The organism is Paenibacillus humicus NBRC 102415 (assembly GCF_004000905.1).
GTDB classification, from domain to species: Bacteria; Bacillota; Bacilli; order Paenibacillales; family Paenibacillaceae; genus Paenibacillus_O; species Paenibacillus_O humicus.
Genome location: NZ_BIMD01000020.1, coordinates 1 through 24,848 on the forward strand (window position 1 = coordinate 1; position 24,848 = coordinate 24,848).

Here is a 24,848-nt window from a genome sequence, read left to right on the forward strand (position 1 = left end):
TTCGCCGCTGGAGCGCCGAGGCAAACGGAATAAGAAGAAACTCGTCTAACTCGCTGCTTAAGGTCTGGAATTAGAATAATAAGCCGAAAAAATTCCAGCCCATGGGCTGGAATTTTTTTTAATCAGGCTCATTTGATGTAGACGCCTCCGAACGGCAGCAGCTCCCGCAGCGTCCTCCGCAGGAAGCCGTCCCGCTGCAGAGGCTCGACAAGGCCCGGATCCAGCGATCCGGTCTGCACCAGCACGGAGCCGCGCCCCTTCAGCTCCCATTGGACGTTCATATGCTGAGTAGCCAGCGGGTTGCCGTAGACGGCGAGCTTCACCTCCGCCGACTCCGGGAAAGCGACGAGCGAGGCCGTATCGACATAGAGCGGCAGCTCCTCGGACAGCTTCATGGAGGCAAGGCCGCCTGCGGTAAGGATGCCGAGTGTACCGGGGCCTGTGAAGCGCATCCGGGTCAGTTCGCGCGTGATCCAAGCGGTCTTGAGCTTGTGGATGCGCGTCTTCATCGCCATGCCGTCGCTGTAGAAGACGATATGCCGGAAATCGAACAGCAGGTCGCTGTCCTCGGGCAGCGCCACCGCTTCCAGGCCGCAGCCGGGCGGCAGGCCGAGCAGGAACTCGCTCGGTCCCTGGATCCGGGAGCGGATCCATTTGCGCTTGCGATAGACGCCGGCGACATCCATGAAGCGGTCCTCGCGGGCACCCGGCGGGCCGCGGAACGCAATGATCGCCTTCGGGTGCAGCACCTGCAGCTTGTCGGCTTCTTCAAGCTCGATCCGGACATGCCCGTGAGGCGGCGGCGCGGTCACGATCATAAGCCGGCTGCCTTTCCTTGGTCGCGCCGCTGGGCGCGGTAGACGCGGTAGCGCCACACCCGTACGGCCGCGATATAGGCCAGCAGGGCGGAAGCTCCAACGAGCACGGCGACCGCGATGCCGTGCTTCAGCGAAGCCTGCTTCTGCCTGGCGGCTGCCATGCTCGCCTCCAGCTGCCGGTTCTGCTCCGCCAGCGCTTCGTTCTGCTTGCGGAAGTCCTCGTTCTGCTGCTGCAGCTCCTGCTGCCTCGCTTCGAACTCCGCCTGCTTCTGCTCGTAATCCTGCTTCAGGCGGTCCTGCTGCTGCTCCAGCCGGGCAATCGATTCCGTATATTGCTTCTGCAGCTCGTCCACCTTGGCCGGCGTGTCATAGATGTCTTTGAGATTGTCCCAGATGCCGGCATGCGCCTGCCCGGGCCAGCCGGCTCCGGCCAAAGCGACGATGAATAGTGCGGCAGCCAGGCTTGTCCGCTTGATCCGTTTTGTCCGCTTGATCCGTTTCGACCTCATATGGACCCATCCCCCCTCGCGGCGCTCTTCACAATCTATTACCCAGTATAGCAAGAGTCGGATGCTGCTGTAAGAGACTGGGGACAATTGTCGGATTATCATGGGCTTTGGAGAGAGCTTATCCGTTTCCTGCTGCTGCGAGATGTCGTTCTAGAGCTCGAAAAGACAACGAATCGAATGGTTTGGCGCCGCTTACGACTGCTGGGCGGCATTGTCTGAACGGAGGAAATGAGGTATATTCACTGACAAAAAGGCCCAGGCCGGAAAAGAGGAGACAAAATGGCAGAAGCATCCACGTCTTATACGCTGTACATAGGCTCTTACGGTGAGGCCAAGGATCCGACCGTCCATGCATGCCGGCTCGACGGCGGCACAGGAGAGCTGTCGGTATTCCAGAAGATCGCCGGCATCGAGCAGGCTTCGTTCCTGGCTGTCCATCCCGCGGGCAGCATGCTCTATGCCGCCAGCGAAACCGGCGAGACGAGAGGGCAGTCCGGCGGCTCCGTCCATGCGCTGGCCATCGATCCGCAGAGCGGCGAGCTCGAGGTGCTTGGCGACCAGCTGACTCACGGGGAGCACCCCTGCCATGTCAGCCTGTCCTTTGACCGTCAAAGCCTGTACGTCTCCAATTACAGCGGAGGCAATGCGGCGGTCTTTCCGCTTGAGGCGGACGGACAGCTGTCGGAGCCGGCTTCGGCGCTCGTATCCGGGGAAGGCGAGCTCGGACCGGCAGCAGACCGGCAGGAGAAGCCTCATATCCACAGCGCCGGACCGGTCCCCGGCACTCCCTTTGTATACATATGCGATCTCGGCACCGACTCGGTCTATATGTACCGGCAGTCCGCCGACGGACGCTCTCTGCTCAAGGCCGGCACCGCCAGACTGGAGCCGGGCACCGGCCCCCGCCATGCAGCGATTTCAGCCGTCCGTCCTTATGTCTACGTAGCCGGAGAGCTGGATTCGTACGTAAACGTGCTTCGGATGGACAAGGAAACGGGCATCCTGGAAAGCGTGCAGCGAATATCCGGCCTCCCGAAGGAATTCGCCGGCACCAGCTGGGCGGCGGATATCCATCTTTCTCCGGACGGCCGGTTTCTGTACATGTCCAACCGGGGCCATGACAGCATCGCCGTGTTCGCCGTCAATACCGACGACGGGACGCTGACGGCGGTGGAGCACTGCCCGACCGGAGGCCGTACGCCGCGCAACTTCGCCATCTCTCCGGACGGCAGCTGGCTGCTCGCCGCCAACCAGGAGAGCGGCACGATCCATTCCTTCCGGAGAAATGCGGACAGCGGCAAGCTGGATCCTGCGCCTGCTTCCTTGCGCATTCCGGCGCCGGTATGCATCTGCTTCGCCTGAGGAGACCGACCTCTCTCTGACGCCGGATGCGCGCCGACCTTGATCAGGCGGCCGCATGCCTGCGTTCCTTCATTTGCTGACGAACACCTCCATACCATCCATCCAAGCGACGAAAGGAAGTCCTGTCCATGTCCGCTTCGCAATCGGCCCGGATCGGCGCTGCCCGCACCGGGACCATCTATGCGATTCTGATCGCCATCAGCGCCGTCCACATGCTCAACGATTCCATGCAATCCGTCATTCCCGCCCTCTATCCGATCTTCCAGGATACGCTCAATATCAGCTACACCCAGATCGGGTGGCTGACGTTCACGCTGCAGATGACTTCATCGGTCATGCAGCCGGTCGTCGGGCTCGTCTCCGACCGCAAGCCGTCGCCGTGGATGCTGCCGGTCGGCATGCTCATGAGCATGATCGGCATGGCCGGCATGGCGTTCGCCCCGAGCTTCGGCATGCTCATCTTCTTCATCGTATTCGTCGGACTCGGCTCGGCCGTCTTCCATCCGGAAGGCTCGCGCGTCGTTTATTTCGCCGCCGGGGGCAGGCGCGGCTTCGCCCAGTCCATCTACCAGGTCGGAGGCAACTTCGGCCAGTCGCTGGCGCCGCTCATGACGATCTTCATCTTCATCCCGCTCGGGCAGCGCGGCGCCGTTTGGGGCACGCTGCTGGCAGCCGCGGCGATCCTCATCCTGCTGAAGGTGGTGCCATGGTACCGCAAGCAGCTGGAGGAGCACGGCAAGCCGGTGAAAAAAGCGGCCGTGCCGAGAGGCGAGCTGTCCATCGACGCGAAGAAGCATAAAAATGTCGTCGCCTTCGCGCTGTCGGTGCTGATTCTGCTCGTGTTCGCCCGCTCCTGGTACGGTGCGGCGATCGGCACCTTCTACCAGTTCTATCTCATCCACGACTACGGCCTCAGCAAGCAGGCCGCCCAGGTGCCGCTGCTGCTGTTCATGATCGCCGGAGTCGTCGGAACGTTTTTCGGCGGGATGGTTTCGGACCGGATCGGGGCCAAGCGCACGATGCTGCTGTCCATCCTGGGAGCGGCGCCGTTCACGCTGCTGCTGCCGCATCTGCCGCTCGTCTGGATGTATCCCGTCGCCGCGCTCATCGGCCTGATCATCCAGGCGAGCTTCTCGGTCAGCGTCGTCTACGCGCAGGAGCTGATGCCGGGCCGGGTCGGCATGGCATCCGGACTCATCACCGGCTTCGCCTTCGGGATGGGCGCGCTCGGCGCCGTCGTGCTGGGCAAGCTTGGCGACATCTACGGCCTGCAGAGCGTCATGTACTGGACCAGCGTGCTGCCGGTCGCAGGCGCGCTCGCCTTCCTGCTCCCCCGCGACCGGAAGGAAGCGGCGGCATAACAGAGCAACAAAAAAAGGACTGTCCCCGTACCGTTGCTGAAACGGCGGGGCAGTCCTTTTTCAGGTTCAGCGGGCGGCGGCGCTCCGGCGGTCCCATGCCGCTAGGCATAGCGCCAGCAGCAGGGCGATGAGGGAGAATGCCGATGCCGTCCACGGCAGCACGCCGTAGTCATACGCTCCGGGAGCTGTCTCGAAAAACAGCACGATCCAGCCGCCGAAAAAGGCGCCGAAGGCGTTGCCGAAGTTCAGGACAGCGTGATTGGATGTCGAAGCCAGAGCGGGCGCATCCTTGGCCAGATTCATGATGCGGACCTGCAGCCCCGGCATCGCGGAGAAGCTAGCAGCCCCCCACAGGAAGATGAGGGCAAGCGTAGCGGGCAAGGAAACGTCCGCGAAGCCGAGCACCGCCAGAATGACCGCTTGGGCCAGGAAGGAGACGATGACCGTCGGCATCAGCTTGAGGTCGGCCAGCTTGCCTCCCAGGATGTTGCCGATCGTGACGCCGCAGCCGAACAGGACGAGAATCCAGGGCACGATGCCCTCGGCGACGCCGGTTACGCCGGTGAGCAGCGGCTTGATGTAGCTGAACAGGCTGAACAGGCTGCAGCAGCCGAAGGCGCCCGTGATCAGCACGAGAAACAGCTTGGGCTGCAGGAGAGCCTTGATCTGCCTAGCTGCGTTGGTGTCGTCCGTCTGCTTGATCGAAGGAATCATGGCGATCAGGCCGACCAGCGTGACGGCGCCCATCGCCGCGACGACGAAGAACGACATCCGCCATCCAAGCTCCTGCCCGATGAAGGTTCCGAACGGCACGCCGAGAATGTTGGCGATCGTCAGGCCGGCCATCATGACCGACACCGCTCCGGCTCGGCGTCTGGGCGAGACGAGGCTCGCCGCAAGCACGGCCCCGATGCCGAAGAAGGTGCCGTGGGCAAGCGAAGTGAAGATGCGGGCCGCCAGCAGGAGGCCGTAATTCGGAGCCAGGGCGGCCCCCAGGTTGCCGATGATGAACAGCACCATCAGCAGGGAAAGAAGCAGCTTCTTGGGGAAGCGGGCCGTTGCCAGCGCAAGCACGGGAGCGCCGATGCCGACTCCGAGCGCGTAGCCGGTAATAAGGTTGCCCGCCTTCGGCACGCTTACGCCGAGGTCCGCGGCTACTTCGGGAAGCAGGCCCATGATGACGAATTCCGTCAAGCCGATCGCGAAGGCTCCGACCGTGAGGGAGTAGAGAGAGAGCGGGTATCGTTCCTTGTCGGTTAACGAGGATGCAATCGACGGTTGATCTTGATGCATGAATGTCTGACCTTCTTTCTGAAAGCGCTGACTGTAAATAGCAGGAAATGACTTACCTTTGGAAATCAACTTCCGCCAGTATAGCAGATTTTGCGCTTCGCGAAAGAGGAAATTCACGCCTTAATCGTAATAGACCGGCATGCCCGGCTGCCGTCCGTACTGGAACATCATGCGCAGCTGGCTTTCCGTGTTGCGGCTGAGCGACAGGGGAGGCAGCTCGTCCTCGCCGAAAAACTCGACCTCGCTTGTCTCCACGCCGCCGGAAGCCTGCCCGCCCGTGATCTCGCAGTGGAAAAAAAGCTTATAGATATGATGCGCATCGGGAGGATGCCCATGCCGGATTTTGTCCATGACGGCAAGCAGCCTGACCGTCCTGGCTTCGAAGCCCGTCTCTTCCCTGATCTCCTTGATCACGCATTGACTCGGGGTCAGGCCGATATCCGCCCAGCCGCCGGGAAGGCACCAGGCGCCGTCCGATCTTTCCCGGACGAGCAGGATGCGGCCTTCCCGGAAAACGGCTCCCCGCACGTCCACCTTCGGCGTAGCATAGCCGGAATCGCCGGCGAAAGCGAGCCGGATCTCTTCCTTGCCTGCGGAGGTATGCGTCTCCATGATCTCGACGCTCAGCTCCCGCAGAGCTTCAAAGCGTTCGATGTCATAGACGTCGCGCCCGTAGGCAAGCCCGGTCTGGGCGATAGCTTGGATTTGCTTTGCCCATTCGAGCCACTTCGGTTCCATTTCCGTTCCTCCTCGCTGGAATGGCAGGTATGTGCATGAATACGGCGGTTGAAGCCGGCCGCAGGGACCATTTCTCGGTCAGCGCACCGGAATCCTGTTTCGCCCCGCGTCCAAGCGGGTAAAAATCCGTATTGTTGTTCGAGCTTCCGCGTTCCTTGCGGAAACCGGCAGCGCCGCAGGGGCATGACCGCTCTGCGGCCGGCTGCCGGTTTGTCGTCTTTAGGGACCGGCTTCAAAATGTGGACGAGGACGGGAAGGGATTTGCTTCAAAAAGTGGAATAGATTAGATAAAAGATCCGTTAAACGTTTATCGCTTTATTTCATCCATTTGACCTGAAGGGAGAGACAGGGCATGGTTGTCGAAGTCGGAAGGGGAGGCACAGTCTATGTGCCGGATACAGGGATGACGGGGGACGGAAGTCCTCGCATGGGCATCTTGACAGGGAGGCAGATCGCTGCCGGGCGAGTCAAGCCTCGGCCTGCAAGAGGCGCCGTGCTGCTTGGAGACGGCTCAGGCGCCTCTTATCATCCCTTGCAGGCCGTTCAGGAAACGATTCTCGGCGCCTTGAAGGATGATTTCGACGCGGAAGCGACGGAGGATTACAGCGTTCTCGAAAGCCCCGCTTCCGGAACAGGCCTGATAGCCGCGTATACCGACCGCTGGAAAGATCCCGTCACACCGGAGCAAGCCAAGGGCATCATCAATTTTGTCGGCCAAGGAGGAGGACTCGTTCTGATCCATTCCGGCATTTCTCTTGCAGCCGACCCCCGGCTTGAGGAAATGATCGGAGCGCGGTTTCTCGGACATCCCCCTTATCAGACCCTTTCCTTCGAACCGGTCGTAGGCAAGGGCGGAGCGCATCCGATCGTACAGAATATCGAGCCCTTCGATTCCCCCGACGAGCCTTACCGCTACTCCTTCAGCAGGTCGAAGGACCGAGAGGTCATCCTGGAGTACTGGCTGGACGGGTGCTGCTACCCCGCAGCCTGGGTGCAGCGCTACGGCGAAGGCCGAATCGCCGTCCTGATGCCGGGCCATGACCGGGCTTCGTTCGAGAGCGGGCAGGTGCAGCGGCTGATCCGATCGGCCAGTCTGTGGGCAGCGGGGCGGATATAAGCCATCTTTAGAACGATGCGGGTCTGCGGACCCGCTTTTTGTTTTCGATTTTTTGATTTTGGCCCTAAATCTCCGTCTGGAAAATGTCGATGTGTACTTACGACATGTTGTCATTTAGTTGGCATCGATATTGAAGACGGGGGAAATCAGATGGCATTCAGACAGCCGGAATCGATTCAAGCGAAAGAACAGGGCAGCCGCTCCCTGAACAGCAAGGACACGGAGGCCGACGGAAAGAATCCAAAGCAGGAGATGCCTGCAGGCCGGCCTTCCGCGGACCGGCAAAGCCTCGCCTACTCCGATCGCAGAAGGCGCAGTACGGCCGTCCTGGCCGTCCTGTCGATCTATTACGCCCTTGTTGCCGGCATGATGACTTCATTCGATACGGAAGCGGCTTACACGAAGGCTTTGTTGATTCCTGCGGGCATCGTCTTGGTCTTGTTATGGGCGGGGCATGTCCTGCGCAGGCTGGAGCCGATCATTCCGTACATGACCGTCGCGCTAGTCGGCTACATGACCATTACCTCCGTACAATACGACAGCCGGAGCGTGCTGTCCGCGCTGCCCGCATTCTTCCTCCTGGCGCTCGGCGTCATGTACAACAGCCGAATCACGCTCTTGTACGGCACTCTCAGCGGGGCGGGACTAGTCGTCTATAAGTTCGCGATGTATCCCGGCAGCAACGAAGTCGACTATGATCTCGTTTACTTCCTGTTCTACTTCTTGATCGTGTCCGGCCTGCTGATCAGCCAATCCGAGATCGGCCGCTCCATCCTGAAGCGGGTAAGCCGGTTCCAGCTCGAGGCGGAGCGCACTCTGGAGCGCGAACGGCAGCGGGACAAGGTCATGCGGGTGTCCGTGCGGACCCTCTCCGAGGGGATGGAAGGAATACGCCAGAACGGCCATGACAATGCGGCCTCCTTCCAGGAAATGAATACCGCTTTCCAGGAAATGTCCTCGGGCGTGAACAGCCAGGCCGAATCCATCTCCGACATCGCGTCCAAAGTATCGGATTCCACCAGCCAGCTCGCGACCATGATGGGTACGCTGGGAGAGATGATCGGCAACATCGAGCGGACAAGAGAGGCGTCCGTGAGCGGCAGAGAAGTCATGGAACGGCTGACGGATACGATCCAGCGCTTCCAGGACAGCTTGAAGGAGTCAAAGAGCGATTTTGAGAAGCTGAGCGAGACGATACGGGATGTCCTTCCTATGACCGCCTCCATCCAGGAGGTCGCCAGGCAGACGAACCTGCTTTCCCTCAATGCGAGCATCGAGGCTGCGCGGGCCGGGGAGCACGGTGCCGGCTTCGGCGTCGTCGCCTCCGAGATCCGCAAGCTTGCCGTAACCGCCGGCGAAGCCGCGGAGCGCATAACGGCCAGCCTCGACCTGGCGGCTGTGCGCACGGAAAGCTCGGCCTCCTCCATGGACGCCAATGTGCAGAGGATGGAGGAGAGCTTCGCGCTCGTCGACCTGACGCGCAGCGCGTTCGCCGGCATCGGGCAATCCGTCCAGCGGCTGCACGAGGACGCGAGGACGGTCGGCGGAGAGATGGACAATGTCGGCGCCTCCAGCAGGGAAGTGGAGGAGCAGGTGGAGAATTTCGCCGCTGTCATGCAGCAATCGTCGGCTACTCTGGAGGAGCTGCTGGCTACGGTCGAGACGCTGACGAGGCAGAATGCGCAGCTGCAGGAGCGCATCGAGCAATCGGAGGAAGCCTTGCGCGAGCTGGCGGCTGAGAAAGAGTCCGCTTAGCCCTCAAGGTCCGATTCCAGCCATGATGCCGGCAGGCATGGCGCCGATTGCGGCCGCATGCAAGCAGATGCCGGTTGCAGCCATATCCCGGTCAGCCGAAAGAAAAAGCGGCGGTCCGTCCGGCATTCCATGCCGGGCTGACCGCCGCTTTGCTCTGTTTCAGTATCCGTCTGTCTTGTGTCCGGAGCGCTCCGCCTTCTCGGCTCCCTCGCGCATGCCGGACGATCCGACATGCTCCATGTCGGCCTTCGCCTTGGCGAGCCCTTCCGCTACGCGGCGGCCGTAGTCGGCATCCGCCTCGGTGAAGTGGGCGATCATGTTCTGCTGAATGACGGGCGCGCTGATCTTGAGCGCATCGACGAGATTGGAGATGAGCTCCTCGCGCTCCCACTCCTCGAACTTCCGGTACGTCTCTCCGGCTTGCTGGAAGTCGTTCGGCCGGGATATCTTCTCCCGCACCAGAGCGGCATTGTACATCGGCTCATGCTCCTTGCCCGCAGGGGCCGCTTCCTTCAGTCCGCCAAGCGAGGAGGGCTCATAGTTGACATGGGGATTCTGATGCTGTCCCTTGTCGACATTGAAGGCCATCTGGCCGTCCCGCTGATTCGTCGCCACCGTCGTTTTCGGCGCGTTGATCGGCAGCTGCAAGTAGTTCGTGCCGACCCGGTAGCGCTGCGTGTCGGAATACGAGAATGTCCGGCCCTGCAGCAGCTTGTCGTCGGAGAAGTCGAGGCCGTCGACGAGCACGCCGGTTCCGAAGGCCGCCTGCTCCACCTCGGCGAAGTAGTTGTCCGGGTTGCGGTTCAGCACCATTTTGCCGACCGGAAGGAAGGGGAACTTGTCCTGGTCCCATAGCTTGGTCGGGTCGAGCGGATCGAAGTCGAGCTCGGGATGCTCGTCGTCGCTCAGAATCTGCACGTTCAGCTCCCATTCCGGATAGTCGCCGCGCTGTATCGCCTCGTACAGATCCTGGGTCGCATGGCTCGTATTTTTGGCTTGGATTTCGTCGGCTTCCTTCTGGGTAAGGTTTTTGATGCCGACCTTCAGAGGCTCCCAGTGGTACTTGACGAGATAACCCGTCCCTTCCTTGTTGACCCATTTGTAGGTATTGACGCCGGAGCCTTGCATTTGCCTGTAATTGGCCGGAATACCCCACGGAGAGAAGAGAAAGGTAATCATATGCGTCGCTTCCGGGGAATTGGAGACGAAGTCGAACATTCGCTCCGGGTTGCCCAGGCTCGTGACCGGATCGGGCTTGAACGCATGCACCATGTCCGGGAATTTGAGCGGATCGCGGATGAAGAAGATTTTCAGGTTGTTGCCGACGAGATCCCAGTTGCCGTCCTCGGTATAGAATTTGACGGCGAAGCCGCGAGGGTCGCGGAACGTCTCCGGGGAATGGCCGCCGTGCACGACAGTCGAGAAGCGGACGAATACGGGCGTCTGCTTTCCCGCCTCCTGGAACAGCTTGGCGCGGGTATACTTGGATACGGCTTCGCTGCCCGCCTTGCCATACGCTTCGAAATACCCGTGGGCACCGGCGCCTCGGGCATGCACGATCCGTTCCGGTATCTTTTCCCGGTCGAAGTGGGAAATCTTTTCAATGAAATGATAATTCTCCAGCGTGGACGGTCCGCGGTTTCCGACGGTGCGGATGTTTTGGTTGTCCGTGACGGGATGGCCTTGCCTGTTGGTCAAGATATCCTTCGGATCGTTGTTTTCGGTAGGGGAACTCATTATGTAGGACTTCCTTCCTGTGTTCATCTATTCGTTCCCGCTTACCTTTTCCATCTGACCTCTTTCTATACCAGATAAGGGAAACGTTGATCCGCCTAAAAAAAGATGAGACCAATTGCTTCTGGACATTAAAGCGTTTTTTCGATAAATTAATAATCTCTTCCCAACATGAAAAGCTGGAGGCAAATCATCCATGAGAAAGTCATCAAGCAACTCCCCCGGCGGCTCCTTGAAAAAGGCGGAGCGCTTCTCCTCGTCAGGGTTCATTCTGGCAGCGATCGGCAGCTCGGTCGGGCTGGGCAATATGTGGAAGTTTCCGTACATTACCGGAGAGCATGGAGGGGCGGCTTTCTTCCTTCTGTTCATCGTCTGCCTGATTGCGGTCGGCTTGCCTGTCCTGCTGGCGGAGATGACGATCGGACGCGGCGGCCGGGGCAACGCGGCGACGTCGCTGTTCAATCTGACCGGCAACAAGTATTGGAAATGGTTCGGCGCCCTGTCCGTTCTGACAGCGTTCCTGATTATGTCCTATTATGCCGTCGTGGCAGGCTGGACGTTCCAATATACGCTCGATTCCCTTACCGGCGGCCTTTCGCACAAGGGAATGGACTACGAAGCGCATTTCAACGATTTCGCCGGCGGCCTCATGCCGATCTTCTGGCAAGCCGCCGTCATGCTCATCTCCGGGTATGTCGTCGCCAGAGGCATCTCCGGCGGCATCGAGAAATTCAACAAAATACTGATCCCGGGCTTTCTGATCATCCTGCTGATTCTGATGGTCCGTTCGCTTACGCTGCCGGGAGCCTCCGCAGGCGTGGAGTTCTTCCTGAAGCCGGACTTCGCCAAGCTGGACAGCGAATCCGTGCTGGTCGCTCTCGGACATGCTTTCTTCTCCCTGTCTCTGGGCATGGGATGCATGCTGACCTACGGCTCTTATGTGAAAAAAGAGCAGTCCCTCGGCAAGGCGACGATCGCGATCGGCATCGGCGATCTCGGGTACGCCTTCATCGCCGGCCTGATCATCTTCCCGACCGTCTTTTCATACGGACTGCAGCCGGACAAGGGGGTCGGCCTCGCATTCATGGCGCTGCCGGCCGCCTTCTCGCAAATGCCTTTCGGCGCCTTCTTCGGGGGCTTGTTCTTCATCCTGCTGGCCATCGCGGCGCTGACGTCGGCGGTGTCCATCCTTGAAGTGCCTGTGGCCTTCGCCATGACCCAGTGGAAATGGTCCCGCCGGAAGGCCGCTGCGATCGTGGCTTCCGTCTGCTTCGTGCTCGGCATTCCGGCGGCGCTGTCCGTGACGGGCTCCCTGAGCGGCTTCCTGATCTTCGGCAAGACCGTGTTCGACTGGTTCGACTTCTCCACCGCATATCTGCTCATGCCGATCGGGGGACTCGTCGTCACCTTGTTCACCGGGTATGCCTGGAAGCGGGCCGGGGAAGAAGCCGGCCTTACGGGCTTCTGGTACAAGGCGTGGATGGTCACGCTGCGCTATGTCGCTCCTCTCCTCATCCTGGTGGTGCTGCTCTACTCGCTGTTCGTCAAGCCGGTGTAACGGCAATGAAAAAAAAGAGGCTGCGCCCTTCGTCATTCCATCGACGCAGGGCGCAGCCTCTTTATATGGGTTGGAGCTTCAGGAAAAGCAGGAGCTTGATCATCGGGAAACCAGGTGTTCATCGGGCATGAAGTTCGCTCACATGGAAGGAAGAAGCTGGGCCTTGCCGGCTTTGACCCGGTCCAAAAAGGCGCTCGCGGCCAAGTGCGCCGCTCCTCTCACCGCCGACGCATCGCCAAGCTCCGCGAACAGGACGCGCAGGCGGCTGCGGTGGTAAGGGAGCGCGCGGCTCTCCAGCTCCCGGGCGAGCGGGCCTTCGAGCCAGCGCTTGGCCCGGCTCAGCCTGTTCCCGATGAGCACGGCTTCCGGATTGAAGACATTGGCGATGGTCGCGATGCCCACTCCAAGCATGGCTCCCGTGCGCTCCAGGACGTCGACGATCGCCTTGTCGCCTGCGTTGGCCCGTTCCAGGATCCCATCCAGCGTGCGGCAGCCAAGAGGAAGAGCGTTGTCCAGCAGCGCCTGCTCGGAGGCGTACAGCTCCCAGCAGCCCCGGTTGCCGCAGCGGCAAGGCGGGCCGGCATAATCGACGGAGAGATGCCCGAGCTCGCCGGAGTGACCGGTGGAGCCGCGGTACAGCTTGCCGTCGAGCACGAGGCCCGTTCCGATGCCGATGCCCGCGCTGACGTAGACCAGATGGCGGATGCCCGAGCCCGCTCCGAACACCTGCTCGCCGAGGGCGCCGAAGTTGGCTTCGTTGTCGACCCGCACCGGCACGCCGAAGGCGGCTTCCGTCAGCCGGGCCACTTCGGTAGGCTCCCAGTCCATATTCGGGGCGAACAGGAGGGATCCCGTCTCGTCCACGATGCCGGGAAGGCCGATCCCGATGCCTACGAGGCCGTAAGGGCTGGCTTCGGCTGCAGCTGCCAGCTCCTCGATAAGCCCGAACAGCAGCTTCATGATGGATGCCGCCGACCGGGCTTCATGAGGGCGTCTGATTTCCTTGAGGACAGCGCCCTCCAGATCGGTCAGCACGCCGAGGATGTAGTTCGTCCCGACGTCGACGCCGACCGTATGTCCGGCCCGGTTGTTGAATACAAGCATGACCGGCTTGCGGCCGCCGCTCGATTGTCCCTGCCCGGTTTCGAGGACGAGCTGCTGGTCCAGCAGATCCTGCACGAGGGAGGACACCGTCGCTTTGTTGAGGCCGGTCTTCTCGGATATCGCCGCTCTGGACAAGGGGGCGTGCCTCAGAACGGCTTCAAGCGCGATGCCCGTGTTGATGCGCCGGATCATCGCCGGATCTCCGGTGGCGGTAGTCGGTTTCATAGGTGCAGCTCTCCTTCTATGTTGCGGCCTGCGGCCGGTTGCTGGTCAAGACAAGTATATATCGGATGAGAAAGGAAACAAAACCTGCCCGGATGCGAATCCGCTTAAGTATACCAAAAATAACTTAGTTTGTTTAGTAGACAAACTAAGTTGAACGATGGTAAATTAGATTCCGTAGAGCGTTTACATTTCCGCATTCGGGGAGGCAATCATTCATGGGATATTTTGATGGGATCGGCAGCATTCGCTACGAAGGCAGGGACACGGACAATCCGCTCGCTTTCCGGCATTACAACGCAAATGAAGTCGTGCTGGGCAAAACGATGGCCGAGCATCTGCGCTTCGCCGTCGCTTACTGGCATACGTACGTAGCCGACGGATCCGATCCGTTCGGCTCCGGCACGGCGGTTCGTCCATGGGACAAATTCGCCGGCCTGGACCGCGCCAAGGCGCGCGCGGAAGCGAACTTCGAGTTCATGGACAAGCTGGATCTGCCTTTCTTCTGCTTCCACGACCGGGATATCGCTCCGGAAGGCGACACGCTCCAGGAAACGAACAAAAACCTCGACGTCATCGTCGCCCTGCTGAAGGACGGCATGAAATCGAGCGGCCGCAAGCTGCTCTGGAACACCGCGAACATGTTCACCAATCCGCGCTTCACGCATGGCGCCGGCACGGCTCCGAACGCCCAGGTATATGCCTATGCGGGAGCTCAGCTGAAGAAAAGCCTGGAGATCGGCAAAGAGCTCGGAGCCCAGAACTACGTGTTCTGGGGCGGCCGCGAAGGGTACGAGACGCTCCTCAATACGGATGTGGAGCTTGAGCTCGACAACCTCGCCCGCCTGTACCAGATGGCGATCGCCTACGCCGACGAGATCGGCTTCGACGCCCAGTTCCTGATCGAGCCGAAGCCGAAGGAGCCTTCCAAGCACCAGTACGACTTCGATGCCGCCACGACGCTCTCGTTCCTGCAGAAGTACGGCCTGAAGGACCGCTTCAAGCTGAATCTGGAGGCGAACCATGCGACTCTGGCCGGCCATACGTTCGAGCATGAGGTCCGCGTCGCGGCGATCAACGGCGCGCTCGGCTCGCTGGACGCCAACCAGGGCGACCTGCTGCTCGGCTGGGACACGGACGAATTCCCGACGGATCTGTACAGCACGACGCTGACGATGTACGAGGTGCTGAAGGCAGGCGGACTCGGACGCGGCGGCGTCAACTTCGACGCCAAGGTGCGCCGCGGCTCCTTCGAGCTGGACGATCTGTTCCTCGGCCATATCGCCGGCATGGACAGCTTCGCATGGGGGCTGAAGGCGGCCGCCAAGCTGATCGAGGACAAGGTTCTCGACAAGGTCGTGGAGGATCGTTACGCCAGCTTCGGAGAAGGCATCGGCGCCGAGATCGTATCGGGGCGGGCGACGCTGGCCTCGCTGGAGCAGTACGCGCTCCAGAACAACCCGATCGTCAACGCCTCCGGACGTCTGGAAGCGATCAAAGCGAAGCTGAACGAAGCGATCTTCCGTGTCTGAGTACGTCATCGGCATCGATCTGGGAACCAGCAGCGTCAAGGCGCTGCTGGTCGACCGGGAAGGAAATGTAGCGGCAGAGGCTTCTCGCGAATATCCGCTGCACAGCCCGAAGGCCGGCTGGAGCGAGCAGGATCCGGAGCAATGGGTCGAGGGAACGCTGGCTGTGCTGGGCGAGCTCGGAGCTTCCGATGCTTTGAAGACAGGAGTTGTCGATGGCATCAGCTTCTCCGGACAGATGCACGGCCTTGTGCTGCTGGACAAGGACAATCGCCCGCTGCGGCCGGCCATTCTGTGGAACGACACGCGCACGACGGCGCAATGCCGGGAGATCGAGGCCAGGCTCGGCGGCAAGCTGCTGGACATTGCCCGCAATCCGGCCCTGGAAGGCTTCACGCTGCCCAAGATTCTGTGGGTGCGCGAGCAGGAGCCGGAAATCTTCGGGCAGGCGGCGTTGTTCCTGCTGCCGAAGGATTACGTCCGCTACCGGCTGTGCGGAACGATCCGCATGGATTACTCCGACGCCGCCGGAACGCTGCTGCTGAACGTGCCGGAGCGCGCATGGAGCGCGGAGATTCTGGAAGCATTCGGTCTGGACGCATCGCTATGCCCGCCGCTTGCGGAGTCTGCCGAGCAGACGGGAGTGCTGCTGCCGAAGCTGGCCGAAGAGGCAGGGCTTCGAGGGCCGCTGGCGATATTCGCCGGCGGCGCGGACAATGCCTGCGGCGCCATCGGCGCAGGCATTCTGCAGGAAGGGGAGGCCTTGTGCAGCATCGGCACTTCCGGCGTCATGCTGTCCTACGAATCGGATCGCGGACGCGATTACGGCGGCAAGGTCCACTTCTTCAACCATGGCGAGAAGGACGCTTATTATTCTATGGGCGTAACGCTTGCCGCCGGTTATTCCATGAGCTGGTTCCGTCGGCTGATGGGCGGCTTGCCTTACGAGGAGCTGCTCGAGGGCGCGGATCAGGTGCCGGCGGGCGCTGGCGGACTGCTGTTCGCGCCTTATCTGGCCGGCGAGCGGACCCCGCATGCGGATGCGGCCATCCGGGCCAGCTTCATCGGGCTGGACGGCTCGCATGGCCGCTCCCATATGGCGCGGGCCGTCATGGAGGGAATCACGTTCTCCTTGAACGAGACGCTTCATATGTACCGCGAGGCGGGGAAAGAGATGAGCGCCGTCATCTCCATCGGCGGAGGCGCCCGCAATCCGCTGTGGCTGCAGATCCAGGCGGACATCTTCCAGGTGCCGGTAACGGCGCTGGCCAATGAGCAGGGGCCCGGCATGGGAGCTGCGATGCTGGCTGCGGCCGGCTGCGGCTGGTACGGCGATCTGCGGGAATGCGCCGCGGCTTTCGTACGCCGAGGCCGGACATACGAGCCGAATGCCGCTGCAGCCGAAGTTTATGAGCGGCTGTTCCCGGTATACCAGCAGGTGTACGGAGCGACCCGGTCCTTGAGCGAGGCGCTCATGACGTTCAGAAGCTGAACGCGCTGGATGCGCCTATAGCCGCCGCTCTGGAAGATGCGATCTTCCAGAGCGGCGGCTTTTTGCTGCGGATCGGTATCGGGGCGAATAGCAGGCTGAACGGCCCGAGGGACCGGCCGGGCGGAGAGCTGTCCCGGCAGCATTCATATTTTCATCGCCAATTGGTTATCGTAATGCTGCCCGGCAACAACCCAAAAGGAGACCCGATCCCGATGACCGAACGCCATGACCATTCCCTGCTCTTCCGCTTCACGGATCCAGCCTCTGCTTCCGTCGCCGTATCGACGCTTCGCGAGCTTGGATACGACGCCGTCGCTGCGGACAACGCGGAACTCCGCCTGTCTCTCCACGGCAACGACCTGACGTCCGCTCTTGAGATCGCCTTCGCCCATGGAGGCGAGCTGGACGTCCCGGAAGACACGATCACCATTCCGGCGCATATGGTCAATGAAGATCTGGTCGCTTGGGAGGAGGGCTTCTCCCTGAGCTCCTCCTTGCCCGGCGGCAGCGCCGATTCCGGCCTCCGCAACCGAGACGAAGCGGCGGAAGGCGAGGAGGCATTTCCTGAACAGGACGCCTCGCTCAGCTATTTTTCGGGGGATGTCCACATCTGAGCGGATGAAGGATTCCCTGGATTAGACTTCACGTCAGGCGCAGTCAGCAAAGGCCGTCACCGATCTCTGCCCGCGAATGCGGCGGAGAGCGGAACGGCCTTTTTGGCGATTCAAGACCATCAGCGCTGCCGCAGCACCGCTTCCGCCGCGCTGCGGCCGGCATGGTACCCGGTCGTGAAGGCGGCGGTGATGTTGTAGCCTCCGGTGAAGCCATGGATGTCGAGCACTTCTCCGCAAAAGTAAAGGCCTTGCTGCAGCTTGGACTCCATCGTGGCGGGGCTGATTTCCTTCACATGGACTCCGCCGCCGGTGACGAAGGCTTCCTCGATCGAGAGCGTGCCGTCCACCATGACGGGCAGCTGCTTGAGCAGCCTCGCGAACTCCAGCCACGCCGCTCTGTTCAGGTTGTCGTAGGTCGTCATGGGATTGATGTCCGCGCAGGCAAGGGCATATTCCGCCATCCGGTCCTGCATGACGGCGGGCAGCACGTTTTTGACCGCCTTCTTCGGCTCGCTTGCCGCCAGGCCGAGCAGCTCGCCGTAAAGGGCGTCGGCGGACCGGTCCGGATACAGGTCCAGAGTCACCTTGACCGGCTGACCGGACGTTTTTTTCCTTTCCTTGACGACATACTGGCTGCAGCGGAGGGCCGCAGGACCCGACAGGCCGAAATGGGTGAAGATCATGTCGCCCTCCTGCTCGGTCAGCCGCTTGCCCTTGGCGCTCCACACCGTCATGACAATTCCGCGAAGCGAGAGCCCTTGCAGCTCCCGGCTGCGGATGAACGGCTCGGACGAGGTGAGGGGCACCTCGGTCGGATACAGCTCCGTCACGGTATGCCCGGCATCCTCTGCCCATGGATACGCGTCTCCCGTCGATCCCGTATGGGGAACGGATTTGCCCCCGGCGGCGACGATGACGGCTCTCGACCGGATGATCCGGCCATCCGTCAGCTTGACGCCCTTGACCTTGCCGTCCTTGAACAGCAGCCCGGCGACCTTCTCGTTCATGCGGACGGCGACCCCGCCTTCGCCTACATGGCGGATCAGGGCGTCGACCACCGATTTGGCTTTGTCGGATACCGGAAACATCCGGCCTCTGTCCTCTTCCTTCAGACGGATGCCGAGCCCCTCGAACATGGCAGCGATTTCCCGGCTGCCGAAGCTGGAGAGAGCGCTGTGGAGGAATTTTCCGTTGCCCGGAATATAGCGGATCAGCTCCTCCGGCTCCTTGTTGTTCGTCACGTTGCACCGGCCTCCGCCGGATATGCCGAGCTTGCGTCCGAGCTTGCTTCCCTTGTCGAGCAGCAGCGTGCCGGCTCCCGCGTGTCCGGCCGCCGCCGCGGCCATCAGTCCGGAAGGACCGCCCCCGATGACGATGACTTCATAAAATTCCTGGCTGGACATGGCTTGATGAAAGCTCCTTCTTCTCTGCCGCATGCGGACAGGGTATTCAATCTGTTCGCAGATTCTCACTGATTCTAACAGATTCCCCGATCAGTTGGAAAACAGCCCAGGGGCAGGACGGCAGTTCCTATGAAATAAGCTCCATTTTGCCTCAAATAAATGAAGCCGATGCTTCAAATCGACGGCATGAGCCAGAATCTTACAATCGTCGATTGTCAAATATCGCCACCTGTGCTTTAATCGGAGTTATCGAAGGTGCGGAAGGGGGAAACTCGTGCTCTGATGTGGGACAAACTAATTTTGCAAGCATTCGTTTCCTTGCTGCCGATATTTGTCTACCAGCTGTGGATGTACCGGATCAATCACGAACGGAAGTCTGCCGCTTACTTCTGCGCAGCCTACGGCTTGTCCCTTGCCGGATGTTTTGCCCTGTCCATCCGCACCGAATACGGATTTGACCTCGACTTGCGCTTGCTCCCTCTGTTTCTGGGATCGCTGTATGGCGGCTATCCCGCCGTCGCGGTGCTGAGCGTGATTTATGGCAGCTTGCAGATCCCCATTCTGGACAGCCCGTACGAAACGACCAGCTTCATCCTGTTCATCGGCTTGTTCATCCCGGTCATTCTCCTCACGGTCCGCCCGTTCCAGCGAGCGCGGATGAAGGACAAGCTGCGCATCGCCTTTACATTGATGGCGCTGGCTTTTCTTTATTATGCCGGCACATACATAGGGTATTTGCGGACATACGACCCGGACGGGCTGAGCAGCGGGCTCGCGACTCTCGCCGGAATCGCCTGCATATACGTCATCGTGACGGCGATGACGCTGTATACGATCAGCAGCATCGTGGAGCATCATCAGCTGCAGATCCAGCTGAGGCGGATGTCCTCCAATTATAGGAACGAAGTCCATAAGCTCCAGCAATTCGTCGACCAGATGTCCATGGGAACCGTCATCGTAGATCGTGACGGCAGGCTTTCGCATCTCAATGATGCGGCAATACGTTTCAGCGGGCAAGCAATGAAGGGCAGGGACAAGCTGGAGTTTGCGGGAATCAGCTATGAATCCTTTTTCCGCGATCACGACAGCTGCCGCAGCCTCTTCGATTCGGCTCTGGACGGAACCCCGGTTCCTTCCCAGATTCACCAGGAGAGCGAACGCGTCTACCTGCTGACAGCCTTCCCCATCCTGGACCTGCAGGCGGGAGACGCTCCGGGCGCAGCGATGATGATTCAGGACATCTCCGAGCTCAACCAGCTGCGCAACGAGCTCAGCAAGATGGAGCGGCTCAGCCTTGTCGGACAGATGGCCGCGAGCATCACGCATGAAATCCGCAATCCGATGGCCGTCATACGCGGATTCGTCCAGCTGATGCGCGAGCGCAGCCCCGACAGCCAGCAGGAATACTTCCGGATCATCATCGAGGAGCTTGACCGGGCCAATTCCATCATCAACGACTTCCTCTCGCTTGCCCAGAACCGGGTCATCGCCAAGGAGGTCGGTTCCCTGCATCATGTCATCAACGAGCTTCTTCCTCTCTTGTGGGCGGACGCCAATCTGAGGGGCCAGTCCATCGAGCTGGATTTTGCCGAGACGATTCCGCCGCTGGAGCTCAATGACAAGGAGATCAAGCAGCTGATCCTGAATCTGGCCCGCAACGGCATGGAGGCGATGGGCGAGAAAGGGGTCCTGACGCAGACGCTGAGCACCCGGCAGAGCGGCAGCAACATCGAGCTGCGGGTCGAGGATACCGGCGAAGGCATTCCGGAGGACAAGAGAGAGCGGCTGTTCGAGCCGTTCTATACGACCAAGGCCCGCGGCACCGGACTCGGTCTTCCGCTGTGCCTCAGCATCGCGGAGCGCCACAACGGCAGGATCGAGGTCCACTCCGTGCCGGGGCAAGGCACTTCCTTCATCATCACCTTCGAAATTCCCGAATCCGTCCACAGCGGCGGGGCTACGGCATAACACGGCATGCTTTGATGCATCATAAGCCGAAGGCGGCCGGCCTGAGGCGAGCTGCCCATCATGAGACGGGAGCTGAGATGCCATGAGCAAGAACGAGAACGAATCCAAGGAAAAGCTGCAGCAGGAGAGCGCTGCGGCAAAGAACCGCTCCAGCAAGTCCCCGGAAGCGGCCGGCTACGATAAAAAGCTGGACGGGCCGAACCGTCCTTCCATTTGATGCCATGACAGGCAAGGACCGGCCGGAGCTCGATCCTTACGAGCTGGAGTTCCGTCCCGAATTCAAGAGCGGCCGCGGACCTCGGGAGCCGTTCGTCAACGAGCACGGAGTCGTGATCGGGGACCACGAGTACGTGTCGGCCGCTTCTCCTCTCGAACAATGGTCGGAGGAGACGGACCCGTCCGTGATGGCGGGGGACGAATGGGTGCATCCGTTCAAGGACGTCGGTTTCCTGACGGAGGAGAACCGGGACTATTTCGAGCGGGGCATCGAGCCGCGTCCGGGCAGCTTCGGGCACCCGGAGCACAACGTTCGGAGCGGCATCGACGAGGATGCCGGCAAGGAACAATAACGCCGGAGTCCGGGATTGCCCGCCGCTTCGGAGCTGTGAGCATGGAGGCCGCCGAAGCGGCCTTTTCCTATTGGCGCCGGCAGACGCAGGCCAAGGAGCGGGTTTTCCCAATCGGCGCAGGATGCGCTATAATAGCGGAGAAGGTTATTATTCTCCGAAAGGTGGTAAACAAAGATGTCAATGTCTTTTGAAAGATACATGTTCGATATGGTTCAACCGATGCGCGACGAGCTGACCCGTCTGGGAATCCAGGAGCTGCGCACGCCCGAGGAAGTGGAGGAGAAGCTTCCGGATGCCAAGGGCACCACGCTTGTCGTCATCAACTCCGTCTGCGGCTGCGCGGCCGGACAATGCCGTCCAGGCGTTGCCGACGCTCTGAATCATGACATCACTCCGGACCACCTGTACACAGTGTTCGCCGGGCAGGACAAGGAAGCGACAGCCAAGGCCCGCGAGTACTTCGCGCCTTACCCGCCGTCCTCTCCTTCCATCGCCCTCCTCAAGGACGGCGAGCTCGTGCACTTCATCGAACGGCATCAGATCGAGAACCGCTCCGCCGCTGAAATTTCCGCGGATCTCGCCAGCGCGTTCGACCGTTTCTGCCGCTAATCCATTTCCCTTACGCCAGGAGGAATTCCCGTGAGTCTTCAGCAGGAAATCATTGCCAAGCTGGGCGTCAAGCCAAGCATCGATCCGGAACAGGAAATCCGCCGCAGGGTTGACTTTCTGAAGGATTACGTGAAAAAAGCGGGCGCTTCGGGACTGCTGATCGCCATCAGCGGCGGCATCGACAGCGCCGTCGCGGCGGGACTGTGCAAAAGAGCGACCGACGAGCTGTCGCAGGAATCCGGCCGGGAGTACATCACTCTCGGCGTGTTCCAGCCTTACGGCGAGCAAGCCGACATTTCGCACAGCTATGAGGTCGCGGATGCCTTCCAGCTCACTCACCGCATGGAGACCAACATCCAGGAAGCGGTCGACGAGATCGCGCTTGAGGTGGAGCACGGGCTCAAATCCATCGGCATGTCCCGGCATGTGAACCGCGGCGTCAAAGGCAACATCAAGGCGCGCACGCGCATGGTGGCCCAGTATGCGCTGGCGGGAGAGCTGAACCTGCTCGTCGTCGGCACGGACCATGCTTCCGAAGCGATTACCGGCTTCTATACCAAGTGGGGCGACGGAGCGGTCGACATCACGCCGCTCAGCACGCTGAACAAGCATCAGGTACGCCAGGTTGCGGCCGCGCTCGGCGTTCCGGCCAGCGTCCAGGAGAAGGCTCCTACAGCCGGACTGTGGGAAGGCCAGACGGACGAAGACGAGCTCGGCATCAAATACGACGACAACAGCGCTTACCTCGAAGGCCGGGAAGTGGCTCCCGAAGTCCGCGAGCTGCTGGAGAAGCAGTATTTGAAGACCGAGCATAAGCGCACGACGATTCCGGGAATCTAGGGACAGGCTCTGCCTCCATGATCATCGGAATCGGCCACGACCTATGCGATGTCGACCGGATCGAGGCTCTTTTGAACGGAGCGTCCGGAAGGCGCTTCGAGGAGCGGATTCTCGCTCCTGCCGAGCGGAAGCTGGCGGCGGAGCTGGCGGGCCGCAGACGCGCCGAGTTCGTCGCCGGCCGCTTCGCCGCCAAGGAAGCTGTCTCCAAGGCGCTTGGCTGCGGCATCGGCGGCATTTGCGGCTTCCGCGACATCTCCGTGCTGCGTTCCTCCGCGGGCAGGCCCGTCTGCGAGCTGTCGCCGCATACGCTGCAGGCGCTCGGACTTCAGGCACAGCCGCTGCTGCATGCGAGCATCACCCATGAGCGGGGGCTCGCCTCCGCCGTTGCCGTATTGGAGAGTGCCCAGCTTCTCCTCCGTCCTGCGTTTTAGACCGCAAACGCCTGCCGCCCCGATCGGGACGGCAGGCGTTTTTTCTCTTGCCTCATTTCTTGTCTTTCAGCCATTGGGTCAAGCTGTCGATCTGCTCCGGGGTAAGCTTGTCCTTGAAGGGGGGCATCAGGCTTCCGCCGCTGCCGATCTGCTCCGCAATCCTCTCCGGCGCAAGGCGGCTTCCCGCGTCATGAATATCCGTCTCGGGACCCATCCTGCCCTTGAGATCCGCTCCGTGGCAGGAAAGGCAATGCGACTTGTACAGCGTGATGGTCTCTTTGGGGCCCTGCAGAGCGGTGCCCGAGCTGCCGCTTCCGGAGCTCCCGCATCCGGACAACAGCAGCAGCGCGGCGGCTATGGCCGCCAGGCCGGTCAGGCGCATGGCGCATTCCTCCTTATCGGTTCCATTATAACGTCTCGAAGCACGGCCAGCCATCGCTGTCAGACGTTTCCTTTCCCAGAATGATTCCACTCCAAGGAAGATTTCCGTATAATTAGAAATGGAACAGCTTCATGGACCTGACGGCCCAACACGAGTTCCGGGAGCATCAGCAATGGACAAACCAATGAATCTAATCCTTCAAACCCGGCTTCGGCAAATGCAGGTCATCTACGCCATGGCTGCGCGAAGCGAATGGAAGCCCGGGAGCGTCATAGAAAATTCGAGCCAGGGGCATCACTGCCTTGCGTTGCCGATTACCGGCTCCGTGAGCTTGAATGCGTCCGATGGGCACTTCCAGGCCGGTCCCGGACGCATGTACTGCATCCCTCCGGGAAGCAAGCATACTTATACCGTCGACAAAGGCGGCCCATTCCGCTGTTACTGGGTGAGATTCGAGCTGGATGCCGGCAGCACGGAGTTTTTCAAGTCGCTGCAGCTTCCCTTGTCGGCAGCGGTGGACGAGCCCGATCAGCTCGAAGCGCGATACCGGCGCCTGATCTCCTTGTCCGGGAACATCACGGACGAGCTGAGGGCGAGAGCCATCATTATGGAGCTCGTCGCCGCTTATCTGCAAAGAGGGCTGGAAGGGCATTCAAGCGCCTCCGTCGCCACCGAGCTGAGCCTATTCTCCGAAATTCTCGATTATATCGAGCGGCATCCGGCCGACAATCTGTCGGTCGACGACCTCGCCAGGCAGATGTATCTGCATCCGAACTACTTCATTTCCTTGTTCCGCAGCTTCACCGGCTGCACGCCGATTCAATACGTGAACCAGCGCAAGATGGAGCATGCCCGCAGACTGCTGGACGAGAGCGCGCTGCCGGTGCGGGACATCGCCGGCGAGGTCGGCCTGACAGGCCCTTATTTCTCCCGCATGTTCAAGCAGCTGATCGGGACCTCGCCGCGGCGCTACAGGCAGCTGATGGAGGAAACCCGGATGCTGAGGATGGAAAAACCGGATGGAAACAACCAAACGGGTTGTTCCATCAAGATGGAAAACCCGGGAGAGGACAACCACACGGGTTGTTCCATCAAGATGGAAAACCCGGATGGAAACAACCAAACGGGTTGTTCCATCAAGATGGAAAACCCGGTAGAGGACAACCAAACGGGTTCTTCCATCAAGATGGAAAACCCGGATGGAAACAAGCACACGGGATCTTCCATCAAGATGGAAAACCCGGATGGAAACAGCCAAACGGGTTGTTCCATCAAGAAAGAAAACCCGAAAAGCGGACCCGTATCGGGCTGCTTCCCTTCCCTCAATGAAGAGTTCGGATGGCTGGAGGACGCGGTCGGATACGGGAGGACGGCAGCCGCCTATTCCATTTTTGACCGAAAAAGCGGAAACAGCTTCAAATAAGGAGAGACAAATCAAGA

The 24,848-nt window shown here is 60.7% G+C and carries 23 protein-coding genes; 15 read left to right on the forward strand and 8 right to left on the reverse strand.

The features are described 5' to 3' along the window. Positions 1-128: 128 nt before the first annotated feature. Together PHU01S_RS13555 and PHU01S_RS13560 are read right to left on the reverse strand one after the other, a co-directional pair. Positions 129-818 carry an AIM24 family protein gene (locus tag PHU01S_RS13555; RefSeq protein WP_127508014.1) on the reverse strand — a complete coding sequence of 230 codons (690 nt, stop codon included), beginning with the start codon at positions 816-818 and terminating at the stop codon, positions 129-131. Beyond that, positions 815-1,327: an SH3 domain-containing protein gene (locus tag PHU01S_RS13560; RefSeq protein WP_048749855.1), complete on the reverse strand. Its 513-nt coding sequence runs from the start codon at positions 1,325-1,327 to the stop codon at positions 815-817. The genes PHU01S_RS13555 and PHU01S_RS13560 overlap by 4 nt, the downstream gene beginning before the upstream one ends. Positions 1,328-1,606: 279 nt before the next feature. Here PHU01S_RS13560 and PHU01S_RS13565 point away from each other — a divergent pair, with 279 nt between their 5' ends. Together PHU01S_RS13565 and PHU01S_RS13570 are read left to right on the forward strand one after the other, a co-directional pair. Beyond that, a complete protein-coding gene (locus tag PHU01S_RS13565) occupies positions 1,607-2,689 on the forward strand; it encodes a lactonase family protein (RefSeq protein ID WP_021878810.1) in 1,083 nt (360 codons plus the stop codon). A 128-nt stretch (positions 2,690-2,817) separates the two neighbouring features. Further along, positions 2,818-4,050: an MFS transporter gene (locus PHU01S_RS13570; protein ID WP_049869128.1), complete on the forward strand. Its 1,233-nt coding sequence runs from the start codon at positions 2,818-2,820 to the stop codon at positions 4,048-4,050. A 66-nt stretch (positions 4,051-4,116) separates the two neighbouring features. On the opposite strand, the gene PHU01S_RS13575 is transcribed toward PHU01S_RS13570, so the two are convergent. After that, positions 4,117-5,343: an MFS transporter gene (locus PHU01S_RS13575; protein WP_048749487.1), complete on the reverse strand. Its 1,227-nt coding sequence runs from the start codon at positions 5,341-5,343 to the stop codon at positions 4,117-4,119. Between the two features lie 120 nt (positions 5,344-5,463). After that, entirely contained in the window at positions 5,464-6,081 is a 618-nt protein-coding gene (locus PHU01S_RS13580; protein ID WP_048749484.1) for an NUDIX hydrolase, read from the reverse strand. Positions 6,082-6,433: 352 nt separating this feature from the next. On the opposite strand from PHU01S_RS13580, the gene PHU01S_RS13585 reads away from it, so the two are divergent. Together PHU01S_RS13585 and PHU01S_RS13590 are read left to right on the forward strand one after the other, a co-directional pair. After that, positions 6,434-7,198 (forward strand): ThuA domain-containing protein, encoded by a 765-nt coding sequence (locus PHU01S_RS13585; protein ID WP_021878806.1) that lies wholly within the window; start codon positions 6,434-6,436, stop codon positions 7,196-7,198. Positions 7,199-7,348: 150 nt separating this feature from the next. After that, complete coding sequence (locus PHU01S_RS13590; RefSeq protein WP_164763067.1) at positions 7,349-8,953, forward strand: methyl-accepting chemotaxis protein; 1,605 nt, start codon at positions 7,349-7,351, stop codon at positions 8,951-8,953. 159 nt (positions 8,954-9,112) lie between these two features. On the opposite strand, the gene PHU01S_RS13595 is transcribed toward PHU01S_RS13590, so the two are convergent. Next, the gene (locus tag PHU01S_RS13595; protein ID WP_373864540.1) at positions 9,113-10,717 is read right to left on the reverse strand and encodes a catalase; all 1,605 of its coding nucleotides are present in this window, start codon (positions 10,715-10,717) and stop codon (positions 9,113-9,115) included. A 166-nt stretch (positions 10,718-10,883) separates the two neighbouring features. Between PHU01S_RS13595 and PHU01S_RS13600 the strand changes: the two genes are divergently transcribed. After that, on the forward strand, positions 10,884-12,245 hold the full coding sequence (locus PHU01S_RS13600; RefSeq protein WP_127508018.1) for a sodium-dependent transporter: 1,362 nt from the start codon (positions 10,884-10,886) through the stop codon (positions 12,243-12,245). Positions 12,246-12,383: 138 nt separating this feature from the next. Here the strand turns inward: PHU01S_RS13600 and PHU01S_RS13605 are convergent, their stop codons facing one another. After that, positions 12,384-13,574: an ROK family transcriptional regulator gene (locus PHU01S_RS13605; RefSeq protein ID WP_127508020.1), complete on the reverse strand. Its 1,191-nt coding sequence runs from the start codon at positions 13,572-13,574 to the stop codon at positions 12,384-12,386. Positions 13,575-13,789: 215 nt separating this feature from the next. Between PHU01S_RS13605 and xylA the strand changes: the two genes are divergently transcribed. From xylA to PHU01S_RS13620, 3 genes are all read left to right on the forward strand, one after another. Further along, entirely contained in the window at positions 13,790-15,103 is a 1,314-nt protein-coding gene (gene xylA, locus PHU01S_RS13610) for a xylose isomerase (RefSeq protein ID WP_127508022.1), read from the forward strand. After that, the gene (gene xylB, locus PHU01S_RS13615) at positions 15,096-16,592 is read left to right on the forward strand and encodes a xylulokinase (protein WP_127508024.1); all 1,497 of its coding nucleotides are present in this window, start codon (positions 15,096-15,098) and stop codon (positions 16,590-16,592) included. Before xylA ends, xylB begins: the two co-directional genes overlap by 8 nt. A 212-nt stretch (positions 16,593-16,804) precedes the next feature. Next, positions 16,805-17,206 (forward strand): hypothetical protein, encoded by a 402-nt coding sequence (locus tag PHU01S_RS13620; protein WP_076359894.1) that lies wholly within the window; start codon positions 16,805-16,807, stop codon positions 17,204-17,206. A gap of 119 nt (positions 17,207-17,325) precedes the next feature. Here the strand turns inward: PHU01S_RS13620 and PHU01S_RS13625 are convergent, their stop codons facing one another. Next, the gene (locus PHU01S_RS13625; protein ID WP_127508026.1) at positions 17,326-18,609 is read right to left on the reverse strand and encodes a BaiN/RdsA family NAD(P)/FAD-dependent oxidoreductase; all 1,284 of its coding nucleotides are present in this window, start codon (positions 18,607-18,609) and stop codon (positions 17,326-17,328) included. Between the two features lie 318 nt (positions 18,610-18,927). On the opposite strand from PHU01S_RS13625, the gene PHU01S_RS13630 reads away from it, so the two are divergent. The 6 genes from PHU01S_RS13630 to acpS all read left to right on the forward strand — a co-directional run bounded on the left by PHU01S_RS13630 (position 18,928) and on the right by acpS (position 23,026). After that, the gene (locus PHU01S_RS13630) at positions 18,928-20,577 is read left to right on the forward strand and encodes a two-component system sensor histidine kinase NtrB (RefSeq protein WP_218032451.1); all 1,650 of its coding nucleotides are present in this window, start codon (positions 18,928-18,930) and stop codon (positions 20,575-20,577) included. Positions 20,578-20,659: 82 nt separating this feature from the next. Next, positions 20,660-20,794 carry a hypothetical protein gene (locus tag PHU01S_RS26900; RefSeq protein WP_268802156.1) on the forward strand — a complete coding sequence of 45 codons (135 nt, stop codon included), beginning with the start codon at positions 20,660-20,662 and terminating at the stop codon, positions 20,792-20,794. Positions 20,795-20,798: 4 nt separating this feature from the next. Next, entirely contained in the window at positions 20,799-21,146 is a 348-nt protein-coding gene (locus tag PHU01S_RS13635; RefSeq protein ID WP_076359806.1) for a DUF3905 domain-containing protein, read from the forward strand. A 174-nt stretch (positions 21,147-21,320) separates the two neighbouring features. Beyond that, complete coding sequence (locus PHU01S_RS13640; protein WP_021878793.1) at positions 21,321-21,755, forward strand: BrxA/BrxB family bacilliredoxin; 435 nt, start codon at positions 21,321-21,323, stop codon at positions 21,753-21,755. Positions 21,756-21,785: 30 nt separating this feature from the next. Beyond that, positions 21,786-22,595, forward strand: a complete 810-nt coding sequence (gene nadE, locus PHU01S_RS13645) for an NAD(+) synthase (RefSeq protein ID WP_076359808.1) — start codon at positions 21,786-21,788, stop codon at positions 22,593-22,595. A 17-nt stretch (positions 22,596-22,612) separates the two neighbouring features. Beyond that, entirely contained in the window at positions 22,613-23,026 is a 414-nt protein-coding gene (acpS, locus tag PHU01S_RS13650) for a holo-ACP synthase (protein WP_127508030.1), read from the forward strand. A 52-nt stretch (positions 23,027-23,078) separates the two neighbouring features. Here the strand turns inward: acpS and PHU01S_RS13655 are convergent, their stop codons facing one another. After that, positions 23,079-23,408, reverse strand: coding sequence for a c-type cytochrome (locus PHU01S_RS13655; RefSeq protein WP_076359812.1), 330 nt, complete (start codon positions 23,406-23,408; stop codon positions 23,079-23,081). Positions 23,409-23,580: 172 nt separating this feature from the next. Between PHU01S_RS13655 and PHU01S_RS13660 the strand changes: the two genes are divergently transcribed. After that, positions 23,581-24,831, forward strand: a complete 1,251-nt coding sequence (locus PHU01S_RS13660; protein ID WP_164763068.1) for an AraC family transcriptional regulator — start codon at positions 23,581-23,583, stop codon at positions 24,829-24,831. Positions 24,832-24,848 lie beyond the last annotated feature (17 nt).

Bases quoted from the DNA above. Each gene is read 5' to 3' on its own strand.
- PHU01S_RS13555 (WP_127508014.1), bottom strand. From the start codon at position 818: ATGATCGTGACCGCGCCGCCGCCTCACGGGCATGTCCGGATCGAGCTT.
- PHU01S_RS13560 (WP_048749855.1), bottom strand. From the start codon at position 1,327: ATGAGGTCGAAACGGATCAAGCGGACAAAACGGATCAAGCGGACAAGC.
- PHU01S_RS13565 (WP_021878810.1), top strand. From the start codon at position 1,607: ATGGCAGAAGCATCCACGTCTTATACGCTGTACATAGGCTCTTACGGT.
- PHU01S_RS13570 (WP_049869128.1), top strand. From the start codon at position 2,818: ATGTCCGCTTCGCAATCGGCCCGGATCGGCGCTGCCCGCACCGGGACC.
- PHU01S_RS13575 (WP_048749487.1), bottom strand. From the start codon at position 5,343: ATGCATCAAGATCAACCGTCGATTGCATCCTCGTTAACCGACAAGGAA.
- PHU01S_RS13580 (WP_048749484.1), bottom strand. From the start codon at position 6,081: ATGGAACCGAAGTGGCTCGAATGGGCAAAGCAAATCCAAGCTATCGCC.
- PHU01S_RS13585 (WP_021878806.1), top strand. From the start codon at position 6,434: ATGGTTGTCGAAGTCGGAAGGGGAGGCACAGTCTATGTGCCGGATACA.
- PHU01S_RS13590 (WP_164763067.1), top strand. From the start codon at position 7,349: ATGGCATTCAGACAGCCGGAATCGATTCAAGCGAAAGAACAGGGCAGC.
- PHU01S_RS13595 (WP_373864540.1), bottom strand. From the start codon at position 10,717: ATGAACACAGGAAGGAAGTCCTACATAATGAGTTCCCCTACCGAAAAC.
- PHU01S_RS13600 (WP_127508018.1), top strand. From the start codon at position 10,884: ATGAGAAAGTCATCAAGCAACTCCCCCGGCGGCTCCTTGAAAAAGGCG.
- PHU01S_RS13605 (WP_127508020.1), bottom strand. From the start codon at position 13,574: ATGAAACCGACTACCGCCACCGGAGATCCGGCGATGATCCGGCGCATC.
- xylA (WP_127508022.1), top strand. From the start codon at position 13,790: ATGGGATATTTTGATGGGATCGGCAGCATTCGCTACGAAGGCAGGGAC.
- PHU01S_RS13620 (WP_076359894.1), top strand. From the start codon at position 16,805: ATGACCGAACGCCATGACCATTCCCTGCTCTTCCGCTTCACGGATCCA.
- PHU01S_RS13625 (WP_127508026.1), bottom strand. From the start codon at position 18,609: ATGTCCAGCCAGGAATTTTATGAAGTCATCGTCATCGGGGGCGGTCCT.
- PHU01S_RS26900 (WP_268802156.1), top strand. From the start codon at position 20,660: ATGAGCAAGAACGAGAACGAATCCAAGGAAAAGCTGCAGCAGGAGAGC.
- PHU01S_RS13635 (WP_076359806.1), top strand. From the start codon at position 20,799: ATGACAGGCAAGGACCGGCCGGAGCTCGATCCTTACGAGCTGGAGTTC.
- PHU01S_RS13640 (WP_021878793.1), top strand. From the start codon at position 21,321: ATGTCAATGTCTTTTGAAAGATACATGTTCGATATGGTTCAACCGATG.
- acpS (WP_127508030.1), top strand. From the start codon at position 22,613: ATGATCATCGGAATCGGCCACGACCTATGCGATGTCGACCGGATCGAG.
- PHU01S_RS13655 (WP_076359812.1), bottom strand. From the start codon at position 23,408: ATGCGCCTGACCGGCCTGGCGGCCATAGCCGCCGCGCTGCTGCTGTTG.
- PHU01S_RS13660 (WP_164763068.1), top strand. From the start codon at position 23,581: ATGGACAAACCAATGAATCTAATCCTTCAAACCCGGCTTCGGCAAATG.